The organism is Segatella copri (genome assembly GCF_009494395.1).
GTDB lineage: Bacteria > Bacteroidota > Bacteroidia > Bacteroidales > Bacteroidaceae > Prevotella.
On sequence record NZ_VZCB01000020.1, the window covers coordinates 39,507 to 55,376 of the forward strand.

Consider the following 15,870-nt stretch of genomic DNA (forward strand, 5'->3'; position numbering starts at 1 on the left):
CAAACTGCGGGCTTTACCGTCCGCAGTTTTTTGTTTCACTAAATAAATAATTAAGAAAAGGAAAAATTTATGAAAAAGATGAAAAGCCTACTGCTCATGGCACTTGCGTTGCTCCCTGCGAGCAAAACTTTAGCACAGACCAACGCCCAAGTCTTCTACGATTTCGGCAGTGACCGCAAGTTTGTTACCCTCACCCTCGAAATGTTCAAGCAGGACAAATGGGGTAACACTTATTTCTTTGTAGACCACGACTTCAATTACGACAAGATGGACACCAGCAGTCCTAACGTAGCACAGGGTGGAACCTATACAGAGATTTCACGTGCCTTGAACTTCTGGCAGAACACCAAGATGAAGAACTGGAATCTCCACGTAGAGTACAATGGCGGTATCACCAAGAACTACCCTATCAACAACGCATGGCTCTTCGGTGTGGAGTATTTCATGCACGACAAGAGTTTCAAGAACACCTTGACACTCCAGGCACTCTACAAGACTATCCGCAAGACCGACCAGAATGTGCCAATGCAGTTTACCGCAGTTTGGGGATGCAAGGACATCTTTGGATTAAAGGGTTTGAACTTTAGCGGCTTCGCTGATTTCTGGTGGGAAGACCACACTAGTATGCTTGACAAGGATGGAAACGTGAAGCTCGACAAGAATGGCGAAGTAGCCTACACTCCTGAGCACACCGTCTTCACCACAGAACCACAGCTCTGGTACAACGTAGGCCAGCACTTCGGCTGCGAGAACCTCAGCGTAGGTAGCGAGGTTGAAATCAGCCACAACTTCGGCAGCAATGCCGGCTGGATGGTCCGTCCTTGCCTCGGTGTGAAATGGGACTTCTAACCGTTCTCTTTTGAACCTTTTCTGAGGGCGCTTCTGATGCTTTCTAAATGTTAAAGAAGCCTAATTGAGACTTTTTTAAGAAGAAGAAAAAGAAAACAAGAAAAAAAGAAAAGAAAAAAGCGACAAGAAGAAGTAGCAAGAAGAAAAGATAAAAAAGAAAAGAAATAAAAGAAAAAAATAGAAAAATAAGAAGAATGTTTAGCGTGCAGAAAACTCGAAAATTTTTCGATTTTTCTGCGCGCATATTCCCCCTGCATCTTTTTATTTTGATTTTCAACAACTTACGTTATTTACTTACCGTCAATCCACTATCCGAAATTCCTCCAATGCCATCTTTTGTCTTGCCGTATTGACGGGTGACGCCACTCAGATTGATTCCGCCTACACCTTCCGATGTTGCATTGACAGATTGGCAATCAACCTTGGCTTTCACGCTTCCTACACCTTCGTTCAGGATATTCAGGCTGCCACCCTTGAAGAATCCCAGGTTCACAGAGCCAACGCCCTCGTTGTCCACCTTCAGACTTCCCATGGAAACGTTCGTGATCTTCACAGAGCCTACGCCCTCATTATCAACCGTCATGTTATCTCCAGCCACGTCATCGATATTCACGGAGCCTACACCCTCGTTGTCTATAGTCACCTTGTTGGCAAGAATCTTTCCGATAGAGACAGAGCCTACGCCTTCGTTATCAATGGCGAAACGGTCGCTGTTGATGGTCTTGGCATGGAAGCTTCCCGTACCCTCCTGTGTCACCTTCACCAGGTCAGGACTGGTGATATAAATCTTCAGTCGCTTGTTTTCAGAGTTGCAGGAAGCAGGCACGGTCAGTCTGCCGTTGTATCCGATAACCACCTCGTCGTTGCGATACACCACCTTCAGTTTCTCCTTCATCTGCTGCAGGAACTTTGCATCCTTGATGGCAGAGTAGTCCAGTCGGACATCGCATTTATCGCCATCATTCTGGGTATAATAGACGTCAGCCACAGCCTCCACATCAATCGCCTTGAAAGGCTTCTGGCGCAAGTCATCCTGCACGTAATTCAAATCTCCCTTCACGGTAGAACCCATAGAATCAAAGCTGCAGGCAGAAAGTCCAGCAGCAGCCAAGAACATAGCGGCACCAGCCACCATCAAACCAATACTTTTCATAATCCTTCAATATTTAAATTGTTCGTATTTCTGGCATTTAGACGAAAGAAATGAGCAAAAGGTTGCAGGAAATTTCAAAAAAATATTTCCCCAGACTTCAAAAAAGCCCTAATTCAATTTTAAAGAAGCCTCTTTCCGGTTTCATTTAAGCCTTAAACGGAGTTGGTTTAAGGCTCATTTAACTGTTACGTTAGGCTTAAACAAACCTTACGTAAGCCTTATTCCAAATCTATTCTTATAAAAAATCCCGGAAAAAGCTTGCAGGTTTGGAAATAAAGTCGTATCTTTGCGGTAGAGTTTTAAAACAGATTGGCACAGCAACCATTGTGTTATCGCTCACAGTCATACGAGTCGCTATCCGTTTGTTAAACTTTGCTAATACTAAATATCTTTAACAGAAAAATCTGTTTCGTTTGAAATAATTACACTATATTTGCACCGTCTAATTGATGGCTAAAGCCCGAAGAGCTAACTAGTTAACTCCTAAAAGTAAGCAAAAATTACTTTGCTAGGCAAATTTAGTAAAAGATTTTAGGCACAATGATAAAGATTAATTGAACAAAAAGAATCATAAAGTAAGAAATTACAATTTAAACTTAAATAGATATGAAAGTATTCAATTCTAAACTTGCTGCTATAGGTTTGGCAGCATTCGTTTTCGCATCATGTAGCGACAGCTCTTCGGATCCTGCCACTCCTATCACCCCTGGTACAGTCCCTTCTGAGATTACCAAGATTGGACTCACACAGACTGATGCTGCACAGTTGGCAGCAAGCGTTACCAACTACAAGCGCAGCAGCTCTAACAAGGCAAGAACTCGTGCCTTTAACGAGGCCTTGTTCAATGGAGTTACTGAAAGCACCGTACAACCAGCTCCTTCTGTTGATGGTGCAAAACAGTTGAATGCAGCAACAAATTTGTCAAACGACAAATACAAGACCAGAAGCGGAAAGACTTACGACTTCTCTAACAATACAATTGAGAACACAATTCTCTTTGTTGCTGGTAACAGTACCGTAAAATATAGCAACTTAGGAACTGGCAATACCATCGTCGTCCTGAAGGGCGGCAAGCTGGAGTATACTGGTTCAAGTAGCGCTATTCCTCAGGGCAACACTATCTATGTTCAAGAGTCTGGCTCATACAGCATCAAGAATGAAAACATCATCATTGATGGTACCTTGTATTCTTCAAGAGCTCTCGGAAAGATTGATGGCAAAATCACAGACAAGAAATCTGAAGGTACTCCAACACAGAACATCACTATCAATGGTTCTGTATACCTCAGTGGCTACAAGCATACTGTAACAGATCCTGAAAGCGAGAATTACGGAAAAGAAATAACAGAATATGCATCTCTCCGTGCAAAGACTTTGACCATCAACGCTGGTGCAAAAGTCAACACTTTGGACCGTGTTACCTTTACCAACGACGTTGTTATTGCCGGTGCATTGCATGTAGGTAAGGCTGCCATCGTCAACAACATGACCATCAAAAATGGCGGTGTATTCTATTCTGACTACTCTGCAAAGATCAAGAAACAGCTCACCATGGAGGCAGGTTCATACATGAATCTTGCCTACCTGAACGTAACAGACAACACATACGACAAGAATGGCACAGAAAAGCCTACCAAGGTTCCAGGAAACGCTGTAGCAGACTTGCAGGGCAACTGCCAGATTGTAATCGGCAACCACGGTGTAATGTCTTTCAATACTTTGAAGACAGACAACACTTCCGGTCAGATAGTAATGGGCGATGATGCCAACAACGTGGCTGTCATCAAGGCAGACAAGTTTATCTATGCAGGAAGCGACGAAAACGTCAATTTCATCGGCACTCCACATACAAACAACCAGACTATCCTGGCGCAGCTCAAGGAGAGCTATAAGAATGGCGCAGAGTCAGAAGGCAACAAGGTAGACTTCGACTATTTGGTATTTAATGCAGATGTACAGAGCTACGACTACATCACTGGTGGTGGAGCTTTGACAGCAGGACCAAACTTCAGCTATGTACTGAAGAATGAATACGAGGTAGCAAAACAGAAGAAGCTTATGCTATTGTCAACTATCGCAAACTACGATAGAGACACACAGTCAGCAACAGCCATCGTACCTACTGCCGACAACAAGGTATACGTTTCATACCATACCAATGGGACTGAATTCGGTGGAAGCATTGATGTTGCAGAAATGAATGGCGAACAGCTTACATTGAAGCAGAGAGTACAGCAGGCTGAAGCAGGAGCTACATACGACTTCAACCACTTGAACGTCATCAACAGCAAACTGTACTTGGCTGGAAGTGCCAAGGGCAAGGATGGCAAACAGTTTGGTGGTGCTACCGTAAGTTATGCAGCCATAGGCGGCGATGGTACACTGAACGTAACCGAAGGTTTAAGTACTGTTGCGTTAGACAACACTGTTAAGGGCGATGCTAACTGCGTTGTACCATTCGGCAACAACATTGCTGTAGCCAGCACTCTTGGTTACTCCATTTACGACCCAACATTAAAAGAAGGTACGTTAACTAAAACTACAGGCAAAGCTAAGTTTGTGGCAGTAAATGGTACATCACTCGTTGGCTTGAACTACACATCTGAGATTACTGCAGGTGATGCAGAAGTTCAGGGTGAGGTACAGGTATTCGACAATTCTATGAAGCAAACAAGTAGCTTCAACGTTGGTGCTATTGCACCAAACAACGGTAAGAACATGATTGCCATTGACAGCAACGGCAGAATCTACGTCTGCAAGAGCGCTAAGGGTTTGATGTGTTACGAGAATGGTAGTCCTGCTTGGGCATCAGAATGGACAACACCAACTTCTAAGAGTGATAAAAACGTTAGCGTTGACAAGCGTCAGGGTTACATCAATGGTGTAGCAGTAGACGACAACTACGTATACGTTGCAGCTGGTGCTTATGGTCTCGTAGTCCTCACCAAGGAAGGTAAGGAAGTTACTCACAAGAGAATTGGAACATCTGGCAACTCTGCCAACTATGTAGCAGTTAAGAATGGCCTTATCTATGTTGCATACGGTAAGGGACGTATCCAGGTATTCAAGCTCACTAGCGGAGCTGCTAAATAATACAGAATCATAACAATACCCTCTGCTCTCCCATCCTATCGATGGATGGGAGAGCAAACCTTATTAAAAACTTAACCAGCTCATCAAAAGCAAACGGCTAAGCCTTTATTAAGGCAAAACACAAAATATCAATCAAGAAATAACATCAAAACAGAAAGCTAAAATGAAAGCAATCCATATCAAACTTGCAACATTCAGCTTTGCAGCATTGCTTCTTGCGTCTTGTAGTGACAGCAATAGCATTATCGATGAACCACAAGTCGGTAAAGCAACCAAGATTGTAGGTTCAAGCGTCAAAGCTCTTTATTCTTCTGACTTGACTTCAAGAGTTCACAACTTGAAAGGAAATGTCACCAAGGCAACTCGAGCATACGATGCAAGTAAATTCGATGGAATTACCTCCATGCCTACTCAGCCAAATGTGCCAGCAGAAGCTATAGATATAACAACTGCTCCTGGTAATGCTTGGGATGCACACTCTGGAATTTATGTAGTAAAGGCAAACACAACATTTAATGTAAATTGGTATGTAGATGGAGCCACATTCTATGTAGAAAAAGGCGCAACATTAACATGGAATGCCTATGGACAAAATGGTACGATATATGTCTTAGATGGTGGTAAATTACAGGTAGAAAATTCTCCTGTCTTCCAACAGGCAACGGTATACAACTATGGAAACATAGAATTCAATAATAATGCACCAGAAGTAGTCGTAAGCCAACCATTCTATAATGCAGGAAATTTAAATCTAACTGGTAAGAGATTTGATGTACAAAACAAGTGTTACATCGGCGGAAACTTAAAGGCTGACAAGTTAACCAATAATTCGGGAATGGCTTTGTACATTGTCGGTGACTGCGAAATAAAGAGCGGTGAAGAACTCCGTCTGAGTGGCTGCAGCCTCAACATTGGTGGTAAATTCTCTACAGCTGGAAAATTATCACTGAATTCAGGTGCCCTATTCGTAAGTGGATGTTCAGTTAATGTAGGAGGTGATTTAGACGTAAACAGTGGTGGAGAAATTCATATTGATTATCTGAGTGCAAATAACATTACCCTCAGTTCAGGAAGCTCCATCGTCATGAAAGATAAGAGTATGATTAACTGTACAGGAACCTTGGCATCAAACAACCAGGACACCTCTCATAATTATCTTGAAGGAGATAATGCTGTAGCAGTAGTCAAGGCATCTACCATTACCTTCAACAATGGCGCTCCAATCGAAAGTACAGAGGAAAAGAAGAAATATGAAATCACGATGTTTGGCACACCAGGAAACAATTCTAAAATTATCTTGGATGGAACATTCAAAATTAATAACGAAGAAATAACTCCTGTATGTGCAAATGCCAACATCTATCCAATGAGTGATGAAAATGCCTCAGGAGTATCTTTGCCAAAGACAGAATGTAACCCTGGTGGCTACAAAGATGACAATACCGAACCAGAGCCATCAAAACCAGGATTAGATTTGATTACAAACATCGATTACGATCATACTCATGAGATTTCCGCAACAGGTATCATGCCGCTCAACGGATATTTCTATATGTCATACCACACCAACCAGGAGCAGGCTGACAATGCAGAATATTCTCATGGAGGTTGTGTAGAGGTCTTCACACCTGTACAAAATGACAAGGTAGAACTCAAGCAATATCTCTATGATGAAGCAAGAGACCTTGACTTCAACCATCTCTTGGCTGTAACATTAAACAGTGGTGAAAGAAAGGTATTCTTACCAGGTACTTCTTACAAGAAGGGTGCCATGTTGGCTTATATGACCATCAATGATGACCATATGCTGGCAACAGAATCCAAGCAGATTACCACTACTGAGACAGACAAGGATGGCAAACCTGTTGTCAAGTACGAAGAGCCATTACAGTATGTACAGTTGCATCCTGCTACCGAAGAATTTGCAAGAAAGGGATACGATGAGAATTGCGTTGTCTATAATAACAAGACAGACCATTTAATTGTTGCAACCACAGAAGGTTACGTCATTTACGATGCAAACAAGAATAATGAGATGAATGAGGTTGCAAGCTACTCAAGACCAGGCAAAGTAAAGCATATGGCTATTGGAGATGGTAAGATTGTTGGTCTCTATCTCAACGACAGAACTCATGGCAGTGAAGATGCTGTAGATGCAACCATCGAAGTGATTGACAGAGACACAGAGGATTTTGAGAATTCAAAGACATTCTCTGTATCTATGAACATCAAGCCTAACGACGGTAAGAACGTTATTGCAGTAAACGATCATAAGATTTATGTCTGCCAGAGCGGATTGGGTCTTTATGTTTACGACATGGACGGAAATGAAGTAGGAAAATGGCAGATGCCTAAGGCCTGGAACGAGAAGAAGGGTATATATAAGGCACTCTGCAATGGTTGCTTCGTTGACGACAATTACGTATACCTGGCTTACGGTTCATACGGTATCGTAGTTCTTGACAAGAATACCTTGGAGGTTGTTGCTCATCGTGCAACATTAAAATCCGCCAACTACATCACTGTAAAGGATGGCTACATGTACGTAGCATACGGTAGAAGCCGCTTGCAGGTATTCAAACTTGCAGAGTAAGCTAATTGACATTGCATCAGCAATATAGATATTTTAATAAACTAAGAACATAGTGAATGCAGCTGCAACAGCTTGCAGCTGCATTCATCGTGTTTAAATAAGAAAAAAGATGAAGCGTAAATTAATACTATATACAACAACGGTTCTTCTGACGATGATCGGAGGACAGCAAGGATGGGCACAAACTCAAGGCAAAAAACAGCAGAAGAGTTTCAGCCCCAAAATGCTCGTCTACGAAAATCTGAAGAACGAAAACGTATTGAGACACTTCAACCAACGCTTCGCACAACTCGACACACTCATCAATAACCCAATCTGGGTGAAATCACCAGTCATCGAACTGGGACTCAACAAACAACATACTGCTGACATTAAAACCACTGACTCATTATACTGGGCTAAAACTGCATACGAACAGTTGGCTATCAACAGACATAACGGACTGGAAGTGACTGGTCAGATATACGCCAGACCAGACGCATACTTCGATGCCGACAACGACGATGCAGAACAGGTCTCCAAGTACAAAGCCAAAGTACAGGCCGAACTGGGATGGAACATCATCAACAGCAAGTTCTACCAGGGAAAGGAAAAGAGAAACAAAGTGGCCCTAGCTAACGAACTCTCACGTCTACAAGACAAAAAGAGACAGACTGCAGACATCTATGAAAAGGCAGCCGACGAGCTGACCGAACAATATAACTTCTATATCGGTACCGTCATAGCACACAAGCTGGACAACCTCGACATCATGAACGAGGCTTACCAGTATATGCTGGAGAAAGACCGAATAAGCAACGACAAGATGATCAAGGTGATGAACGACAAGCTGGAGGCGGAATACGACATCTCCATCCTCTGCTCCGACAGAGACATCACCAACAAACCGATTTACCGCATCAAGCCTACCCGCGTGGTGGTAGACACCACAGCCCTCTGGGAACACGTAGACAAGGAAAGCCTGGATGCAAGAATCGTAATGACAAAGCTGGAGATAGCCAACAACGAAAGCAAGCTGAACAACTATCTCAGCACTACCCGACTCACCCCATTCGCCAGATGGTCAACCTACTGGCAGAGCAACGACAAGTTCTCGTACAATGGTGATGTAGGAATCAGATTCACCGTGCCAATCTACAACGAAAACCCAAGAAAGAGAAAGGCACTGGAGACACAGAAAGAGATTATCATGAACAGCAGAAGCACCGACGTGAAGGAAATCAGACAGTCGGTAGGCATCCTGCTGAAAAAGATAGAAAACCTCAATCAGGCTATAACCACTGAGGCTTACCACATACAGCAGACAGGAAAATACATCGACATGCGACGGTTCGCATATAAAAACCAGAAAAACGGGTACAACTACCTGATGAGAATGGAAGAATATACCGGACTCCTGGAAAGCATGGAAAGAATGTACAAGCTGATGTTGAACCGCGGACTCGCCATCATCAATATAGAGAAGGCAGTAAGCATCTATAACAACAACAATATATTCAACGAGATCGAACTATGAATGAGTTTCAATATGACAGCACGCCACAGGAACAGGCGATGGCCGACTTGCTGAAATCGCAAAGCCACCGCTTGGCTAGACAGCAGATTATATTCGCGCTGATCTTCCTCCTCATCATCGTACTGGCAGCATACTATATCGTTACCCGAATGATCTGGGCCATCTATGACGGATATGTAACACTCGATGAGAACCATATCTGTGCGGTTGACGACATCTACATTCTGAAGGTAAACAAGGAGGTGGGAGAAATAGTACACAAAGGTGATACGCTCTACTCTTACGTACTGCTGGGAAATATCGTTAACCAATACGACCCAAACATCATTCCGTCGGCGGTAAAGGAAACCCACGATATGGAGGTACAGGCAAAACTGGCTAGAGAAGAGATTCCGGTACTGCGTACCCGACTGGCAGAACTGAAGAAACAGAAAGCTTCGGAAAGCTCGGACATCTACTACGGACTGACCAACAACACCAAGCGCAACCAGCTGGATGCTGAGATTGCCGAGGTGGAGGAAGAAATAAGAAAGCAGATGAACAAGGTGACCATCTACTCACAAGCCAAGAACACCACCTATAACTTCATGAGCAGAAGAGGTGCAGGCATGGTGAGTGCTGACATGCCATACTCCAGCAATTCCAGCATCTACAACCACGCTCTGATACACTACTGCTGTGCGCCTGCCGATGCCTACGTCACAAAGGTGAACGTGAGCGACAAGACACTGGTGTTCAAGAGCGATGAAGTGCTCACCATCCAGCATACCGACTATGCAGCATGCCACCTGGGCATCATCACATACGTGCCTAGTGAGAAAATCAAGTATATGGAAAGTCCTGACGATGCTGACGTCATCGTGAACAACGACCTGGTACTGAAGGCTAAGCTGCAGATGGTGGGTCTGAGAGTGGAGGAAATTCCAAAGCACCTGCAGAGCAACTTCTCGCACGATGCAAATGCCGTAGTGGCAGTATTCACCTTCAAACCCAACCAGCGAGTGCCGGCTTGGGTGATGAGCAACAAACTGCCGGTGAGAATCAGGGTGAACAAGATCAGTGCGATGTTAGACCCTAAGCCACTGCCGATGTATACCATCCCAGTGGACAAGAATCAAAATGTGATGAGAAGTTCAAAGCTCGTCACACCTGACCAAAACAAAGACAACGTGAAGAAATGATTGGACTAAGAAGAAACAAAAGAGGAGACATGGTGCTGACCATCGATACCTACATCGATATCGACTCAACACCAGATATCCAGTCAGACTACTTCGACTGCATATACATCAATACGACGAGTGAACGTGCGTTCCATGCAATCCTGTTTGGAGCCAGCCCTATCCTATCGTATAAATGTAGCTATAAGCCGCTGTTCGTCAATACGGCGGTATCGGGAAAGGAACAGATCACTGACTATGTCGTAGACGCATACGTCAGCGATATGAGCAATGAGAAAGTTTACGAGATTATCGACCGAATCAAGATGGCAAGACAGAAGTACGGCATCAAGCAGGAAACTACAAGACCTACACAGCCGAACCAGCTCTTTGCCAACATTCTGAGATATCTCCTCTCACGCGACCAGAGAATCATGGGACACCGACTCCTGGAGAAATCATCGCTGGGATACATCAACCCTATCTTTGAGCACTATCACAGTATGGGTCTGTTCCATCTCAACGAGATGTTCATGTTCAAGGACACCATGGTGGAATATGGTGCACTCAAGGTTCACCGCTTCCTCATCAAGGAGCACCTCTGCCCGAAGTGCAACCACTCGCACCTGCTCTATACGGAGTGCTGTCCGAAGTGTGGCAGTTCCAACCTGAAGATTCAGAACATCATCCACCACTTCAGCTGCGCCAACGTTTCGCCGGAGAGTTCATACAACATCGGTGGTATGCTGGTTTGTCCGAAATGTCACAAGAAACTGCGCCACATCGGTGTAGACTACGACCGACCTGCAGTGGTTTATACCTGTAACGACTGTGAAAACTCGTTTACAACGCCACTGACCAAGGCTACCTGCTGCTATTGCGAGAGTACCTTCCCGGTGAATGCACTGGTGCCACGAGACGTAGTAGACTATGAGATAACGGAGGAAGGTGTGCGTGCCCTGACTCAGGACAGCCTCATGTTCAACAATATGACCAACCTCTATGATAACTTCATGGAATATCCACTGCTGGTAAACCGCCTGCGCCGACTCCTGATGGAGACCTACCGCAAGGAACAGGTATCTGTACTGGTAGGAAAGATATGGATACTGAACGCTGAGCAGGATACGGTGAAGATCAAGGACAGTCTGCAAGCCAACTTCTGTCGCCTCTTCTCCAACCACAAGGTGTCGTACAACAACAACATCTTCTACATCACGTATTCCGTATTCAGCGACATCACCGTAGAGGATGCACAGCGGGAACTGAGCAAGCAGATGTCACAGGCTATCAGAAAGGTGGCCGACAAGATAGAGCCGGACGAACTGATATGCTGCGTTCTCGAAACCAAGACCAAGGAGGTGACAGGCAACTACGAGGAATTCTTCAACAAGATGAACTACGTAGAGCTGACTCCAGACGACTACTGCAGCTATTCTGAGGAAGAAATGACCGAAGAAGAAGAAAACGAAACCGCAGAGACGCCACTGGAAATGACACCGAAGGAAGATGAGAACGACAAGATCATGAAGCGTGTCAAGCTATACAAGCAGCTGGTAGCCGTGCTGATTACCATTGCCGGTGTACTGATACTGCTAGCCGTGCTGGCGCTCACGATATTGAGATAAGAAACAACTAGTAAAGAAAGGAGATGAGTAGGTATGTTTGAAATCGTAGAAACTCTGAACCACTTCATGGACTGGTTGAGTACACTCTCACTGAGCAGCATCCTGAGCACCTACTGGTTTCTGTTCTTCATTGAAATGCCGAGATATTACCTGCTGGAATATCTGGTAATATTCAACCGACTGACCAACAGGAACAAGATAGAAAAGGAAAAGGAAGTGGCACGATTCTATCTCTATCGAGAGAATCCGCTCGTTTCGATACTCGTACCGGGAAAGAATGAGGGAAAACATATATTCAAGATGGTGAACTCGCTCGCCGAACAGACCTACAGAAACTATGAAATCATAGTGGTAGACGACGGCAGCGATGACTACACCAAACTGATATGCACCGACCTCTATCGAGCTGGTTACATCACCCACTACCTGCGACTGGAAGACCGAGGAGGCAAGGCGGCAGCCAGCAACTATGGCGCGCAGATGGCTAAAGGCAAATACATCGTCTGCCTGGATGCCGACTCATCACTGGACCGTGATGCGCTGGAGAAGATTCTCCTCCCCTTCTACATCGACGGTATGGTAAAGGGTGTGGGCGGATGCGTGAAGGTACGCAACAACAAGGAGACCATCTGCTCTTCGCTGCAGGCGTTCGAATACCTGAAACGCATACAGGTGGGACGTATCGTAACGAGCGAGCTGGGCATCTACCACATCATATCAGGTGCCTTCGGTGCCTTTGACAGAGCAACACTGAAAGAGGTAGGATTCTGGGACATCGGACCAGGACTGGATGGTGACCTCACACAAAAGATAAGAAAGGCAGGATACAAGGTGAAATTCGCAGAAGATGCCATCTGCATGACCAATGTGCCGACAAAATGGTATAAACTGTATCACCAGCGTATCAGATGGTCGCGTTCGCTCGTAAGATTCCGCTTGCGCAAACACCGCGACATCCTGCTGCCAACCAAGAACTGGTCTATATTGAACTGGATCTCCAACATGGAGAGCGTAACGTACGACTGCTTCCTCAACTTCCTGTGGTTGTGGTATATCGTGAAACTCGCCATCACCTTCAATAGCCACATCGTAGAGATATTGGCGCTGGGCTACTTCATCCGAGTATGCTTCTCCCAATTCGCCTTCCTACTGGTGATGATGGTGACAGAGAGAAAAAAAGAGGAAATGTTCCTCTACCGATTCTTGCCGCTGATGTCGCCGTATACAGGTTACTTCCTGCGTATCGCCCGACTTTCAGCCCATCTGCAGGAGCTCTTCTTCCATCGCTCGTATGCCGATGCATGGAATCCGGAGAAAACTTCCCGATACGCTCAGCTGGAGGGAATGTAAAAAATGAATAAACAATAATACAAACTTAATATATATAGTATATGAATAACAAATCTTTTGAGTTTAAGATAGGCGTGATTGGACTAGGCTATGTAGGTACACCGCTTGCATGCTTATTCTCAAAGAAATACGATACTTGGGGTTACGACATCAATGCTGCCAAGGTAGCTAAATTAGCCAGGAAACAGGGAGCGGAAGACAGAATGCTGTCTAAAGCTCTCGAAAGGGGACTAAAGCTGACCTGCGACATCAGCGACTTGAAAGGCTGCAATGTATACATCATAGCTGTACCGACACCGGTAAACAAGTCGAACAAACCTGATATCAGCTGCGTCAGAAATGCTACTACAGCAGTAGGCAAAATCCTGAAACCGGGAGACATCGTGGTATATGAATCTACAGTCTATCCCGGACTGACAGAAGAAGTATGCGCTCCGTTGCTGGCATCAACATCGGGACTCAAGCTGAACGATAACTTCTTCGTAGGTTTCTCACCTGAGAGAATCAACCCGGGAGATACCGTACACACCATAGAGAACATCGTAAAGGTGACCAGTGGTTCTACACCCGAAGCGGCAGAAATCATCGACAACCTCTACAGCTCGGTTCTCACCCATGGCACTCACAAGGCTAAGAGCATTAAAATAGCCGAAGCCTGCAAGCTGATGGAAAACTGCCAGCGAGATGTTCAGATAGCATTCTTCAACGAGATGGAAAAAATCTTCGACAAGATGAACATCAGCATCGAGGATGTGACGGAAGCAGCCAGTACAAAATGGAACTTCGTTCCTGCTACCCCAGGACTTGTTGGCGGTCACTGTATCGCTGTAGATCCATACTATCTCATCAACAAGGCACAGGAGGTGGACGTGGTTCCTTCGCTCCTCTCTACGGCACGCGAGGTGAACGAGCAGATGGCGGTCTGGATGGCAGGCAAGATCAAGAGTGCATGCGACTTCAGAAAGTTCAAGGCTCCCGAGACCAAGGTGCTCATCCTGGGCTTCTCGTTCAAGCCTGACAGCGATGACATCAGAAACACCAAGGTGGCTGACCTCTACATCAACCTGGTGGGAACAGGATACAAGACTACCCTCTACGACCCGCTGGTAGACAAGGAGGAAGTGAAGAATGAATACGGCATCCATGTAGAGGATGACGCTAAAGTATTGGATAAAGTCTATGATATCGTGGTGATAGGTACACATCACAAGATATTCGATAACATCAATATGAACAAGTTGCTCTCAGCCAAAGGCTTCATGTGCGACATATACGGAGTACACAAGGCAAGAAAAGCTTAGAGCAGCGACGTCCAAGACCTAACTGTACAATAAAAGAAAAGCCAAAGTAAAAGTAAATGATTATGAACAAATATAAAGTGCTGATCGTTGACGATATCCCTGAGAATATCCAGACTCTCGGAGAAATGATCAAGGATTTTGACCTGGATGTGAAAATAGCAGAAGGTGGTCAGGATGCCATCGACATCATTGATTCATACACACCAGACATCATCTTGCTCGACTTGATGATGCCTCATGTGAATGGATGGGACGTGATAGATTACGTCAGAAAAAAATATAGTAAGAACGAGATGGTCATCATCGTTGTCTCCCTGTTAAACAACAAGGACAACATCGATGAATGCTATGAACTGGGAGTCAACGACTATATCACCAAACCGGTGATCAAAGCCCGACTCACCAGTTCAATAGAATCTCATCTCAGGAATCTCAGCAGAAATTAAGATATAGCCTTCTGCAAGATGTCGTTGGCATGAGCCACACGGTCACTTGTAGGAGGTTCTATCCCTGACAACGGGTAAGGTATACCCAATTTTTCATACTTGTAGATGCCCATCGTATGATAAGGCAATACATCAATGCGCTCTATATTAGAGAGCGTAGAGAGGAAATCGCGCAATTCTTCCAGGTATTCATCCTTGTCGGTGATACCTGGAATGAGTACGTGACGAATCCATACCGGCTTGTGAATCTCGCTCAGATAGCGGGCACAATCCAATATATTCTTATTGGAATGAAGCGTGAGTTTACGATGCTCTTCTTCATTGATATGCTTGATATCAAGAAGAACAGTATCAGTGACGGTCATCAGACGCTCAAATTTCTCGAAGTTTTTCCCTTCTCTATGAAAGGGTTGAGCCGAGGTATCAAGACAGGTATTGATGCCACGCTGATGGGCTTTCTCGAAGAGTTCGATGAGAAAGTCTATCTGCATCAATGCCTCGCCACCGCTCACGGTAATTCCTCCTTTATCTCCCCAATAACTTTTGAATCGCTCTGCCTTGTCCAGCAGGTCATCGGCAGTCCACTCTTCTCCTACCCCCGTCTTCCAGGAATCCGGATTGTGGCAGAACTGGCAGCGCATGGGACAACCCTGCAGAAAGATCAAAAATCTGATGCCTGGTCCATCTACTGAACCAAAGCTCTCTATGCTGTGAACAAATCCTTTATGCATTCTTCTTTTCCTGACGTGAATCCCAAATGATAAAACTTAATCCAGCAGCA

At 44.8% G+C, this 15,870-nt stretch carries 11 protein-coding genes; 9 read left to right on the forward strand and 2 right to left on the reverse strand.

The window, feature by feature from the left end; translation table 11 throughout:
* The first annotated feature begins 69 nt into the window (after positions 1-69).
* Positions 70-849 carry a DUF5020 family protein gene (locus tag F7D73_RS02535; RefSeq protein ID WP_153122142.1) on the forward strand — a complete coding sequence of 260 codons (780 nt, stop codon included), beginning with the start codon at positions 70-72 and terminating at the stop codon, positions 847-849.
* A gap of 286 nt (positions 850-1,135) precedes the next feature.
* Here F7D73_RS02535 and F7D73_RS02540 read toward each other — a convergent pair whose 3' ends face one another.
* Positions 1,136-2,002 carry a GIN domain-containing protein gene (locus F7D73_RS02540; RefSeq protein ID WP_153122143.1) on the reverse strand — a complete coding sequence of 289 codons (867 nt, stop codon included), beginning with the start codon at positions 2,000-2,002 and terminating at the stop codon, positions 1,136-1,138.
* A 606-nt stretch (positions 2,003-2,608) separates the two neighbouring features.
* On the opposite strand from F7D73_RS02540, the gene F7D73_RS02545 reads away from it, so the two are divergent.
* The 8 genes from F7D73_RS02545 (at position 2,609) to F7D73_RS02580 (ending at position 15,089) form a co-directional block, all read left to right on the forward strand.
* Entirely contained in the window at positions 2,609-5,095 is a 2,487-nt protein-coding gene (locus tag F7D73_RS02545; RefSeq protein ID WP_153122144.1) for a hypothetical protein, read from the forward strand.
* A gap of 163 nt (positions 5,096-5,258) precedes the next feature.
* On the forward strand, positions 5,259-7,688 hold the full coding sequence (locus F7D73_RS02550; protein ID WP_153122145.1) for a DUF5074 domain-containing protein: 2,430 nt from the start codon (positions 5,259-5,261) through the stop codon (positions 7,686-7,688).
* A 109-nt stretch (positions 7,689-7,797) separates the two neighbouring features.
* Entirely contained in the window at positions 7,798-9,204 is a 1,407-nt protein-coding gene (locus F7D73_RS02555) for a TolC family protein (protein ID WP_153122146.1), read from the forward strand.
* On the forward strand, positions 9,201-10,385 hold the full coding sequence (locus F7D73_RS02560; protein WP_153122147.1) for a multidrug transporter: 1,185 nt from the start codon (positions 9,201-9,203) through the stop codon (positions 10,383-10,385). Before F7D73_RS02555 ends, F7D73_RS02560 begins: the two co-directional genes overlap by 4 nt.
* Positions 10,382-11,992 (forward strand): hypothetical protein, encoded by a 1,611-nt coding sequence (locus F7D73_RS02565; RefSeq protein ID WP_153122148.1) that lies wholly within the window; start codon positions 10,382-10,384, stop codon positions 11,990-11,992. The genes F7D73_RS02560 and F7D73_RS02565 overlap by 4 nt, the downstream gene beginning before the upstream one ends.
* A 33-nt stretch (positions 11,993-12,025) precedes the next feature.
* Positions 12,026-13,342 carry a glycosyltransferase family 2 protein gene (locus F7D73_RS02570; protein WP_153122149.1) on the forward strand — a complete coding sequence of 439 codons (1,317 nt, stop codon included), beginning with the start codon at positions 12,026-12,028 and terminating at the stop codon, positions 13,340-13,342.
* A 41-nt stretch (positions 13,343-13,383) separates the two neighbouring features.
* A complete protein-coding gene (locus F7D73_RS02575) occupies positions 13,384-14,643 on the forward strand; it encodes a nucleotide sugar dehydrogenase (protein WP_153122150.1) in 1,260 nt (419 codons plus the stop codon).
* A gap of 62 nt (positions 14,644-14,705) precedes the next feature.
* Positions 14,706-15,089, forward strand: coding sequence for a response regulator (locus F7D73_RS02580; protein WP_194256825.1), 384 nt, complete (start codon positions 14,706-14,708; stop codon positions 15,087-15,089).
* On the opposite strand, the gene pflA is transcribed toward F7D73_RS02580, so the two are convergent.
* A complete protein-coding gene (gene pflA, locus F7D73_RS02585; RefSeq protein WP_153122152.1) occupies positions 15,086-15,820 on the reverse strand; it encodes a pyruvate formate-lyase-activating protein in 735 nt (244 codons plus the stop codon). The two genes, F7D73_RS02580 and pflA, sit on opposite strands and share 4 nt — an antisense overlap.
* Positions 15,821-15,870 lie beyond the last annotated feature (50 nt).

What these genes read in the sequence shown, in the direction of transcription:
- F7D73_RS02550 (WP_153122145.1), top strand. Translation starts at nt 5,259, where the DNA reads ATGAAAGCAATCCATATCAAACTTGCAACATTCAGCTTTGCAGCATTG.
- F7D73_RS02545 (WP_153122144.1), top strand. Translation starts at nt 2,609, where the DNA reads ATGAAAGTATTCAATTCTAAACTTGCTGCTATAGGTTTGGCAGCATTC.
- F7D73_RS02580 (WP_194256825.1), top strand. Translation starts at nt 14,706, where the DNA reads ATGAACAAATATAAAGTGCTGATCGTTGACGATATCCCTGAGAATATC.
- F7D73_RS02535 (WP_153122142.1), top strand. Translation starts at nt 70, where the DNA reads ATGAAAAAGATGAAAAGCCTACTGCTCATGGCACTTGCGTTGCTCCCT.
- pflA (WP_153122152.1), bottom strand. Translation starts at nt 15,820, where the DNA reads ATGCATAAAGGATTTGTTCACAGCATAGAGAGCTTTGGTTCAGTAGAT.
- F7D73_RS02560 (WP_153122147.1), top strand. Translation starts at nt 9,201, where the DNA reads ATGAATGAGTTTCAATATGACAGCACGCCACAGGAACAGGCGATGGCC.
- F7D73_RS02555 (WP_153122146.1), top strand. Translation starts at nt 7,798, where the DNA reads ATGAAGCGTAAATTAATACTATATACAACAACGGTTCTTCTGACGATG.
- F7D73_RS02565 (WP_153122148.1), top strand. Translation starts at nt 10,382, where the DNA reads ATGATTGGACTAAGAAGAAACAAAAGAGGAGACATGGTGCTGACCATC.
- F7D73_RS02540 (WP_153122143.1), bottom strand. Translation starts at nt 2,002, where the DNA reads ATGAAAAGTATTGGTTTGATGGTGGCTGGTGCCGCTATGTTCTTGGCT.
- F7D73_RS02575 (WP_153122150.1), top strand. Translation starts at nt 13,384, where the DNA reads ATGAATAACAAATCTTTTGAGTTTAAGATAGGCGTGATTGGACTAGGC.
- F7D73_RS02570 (WP_153122149.1), top strand. Translation starts at nt 12,026, where the DNA reads ATGTTTGAAATCGTAGAAACTCTGAACCACTTCATGGACTGGTTGAGT.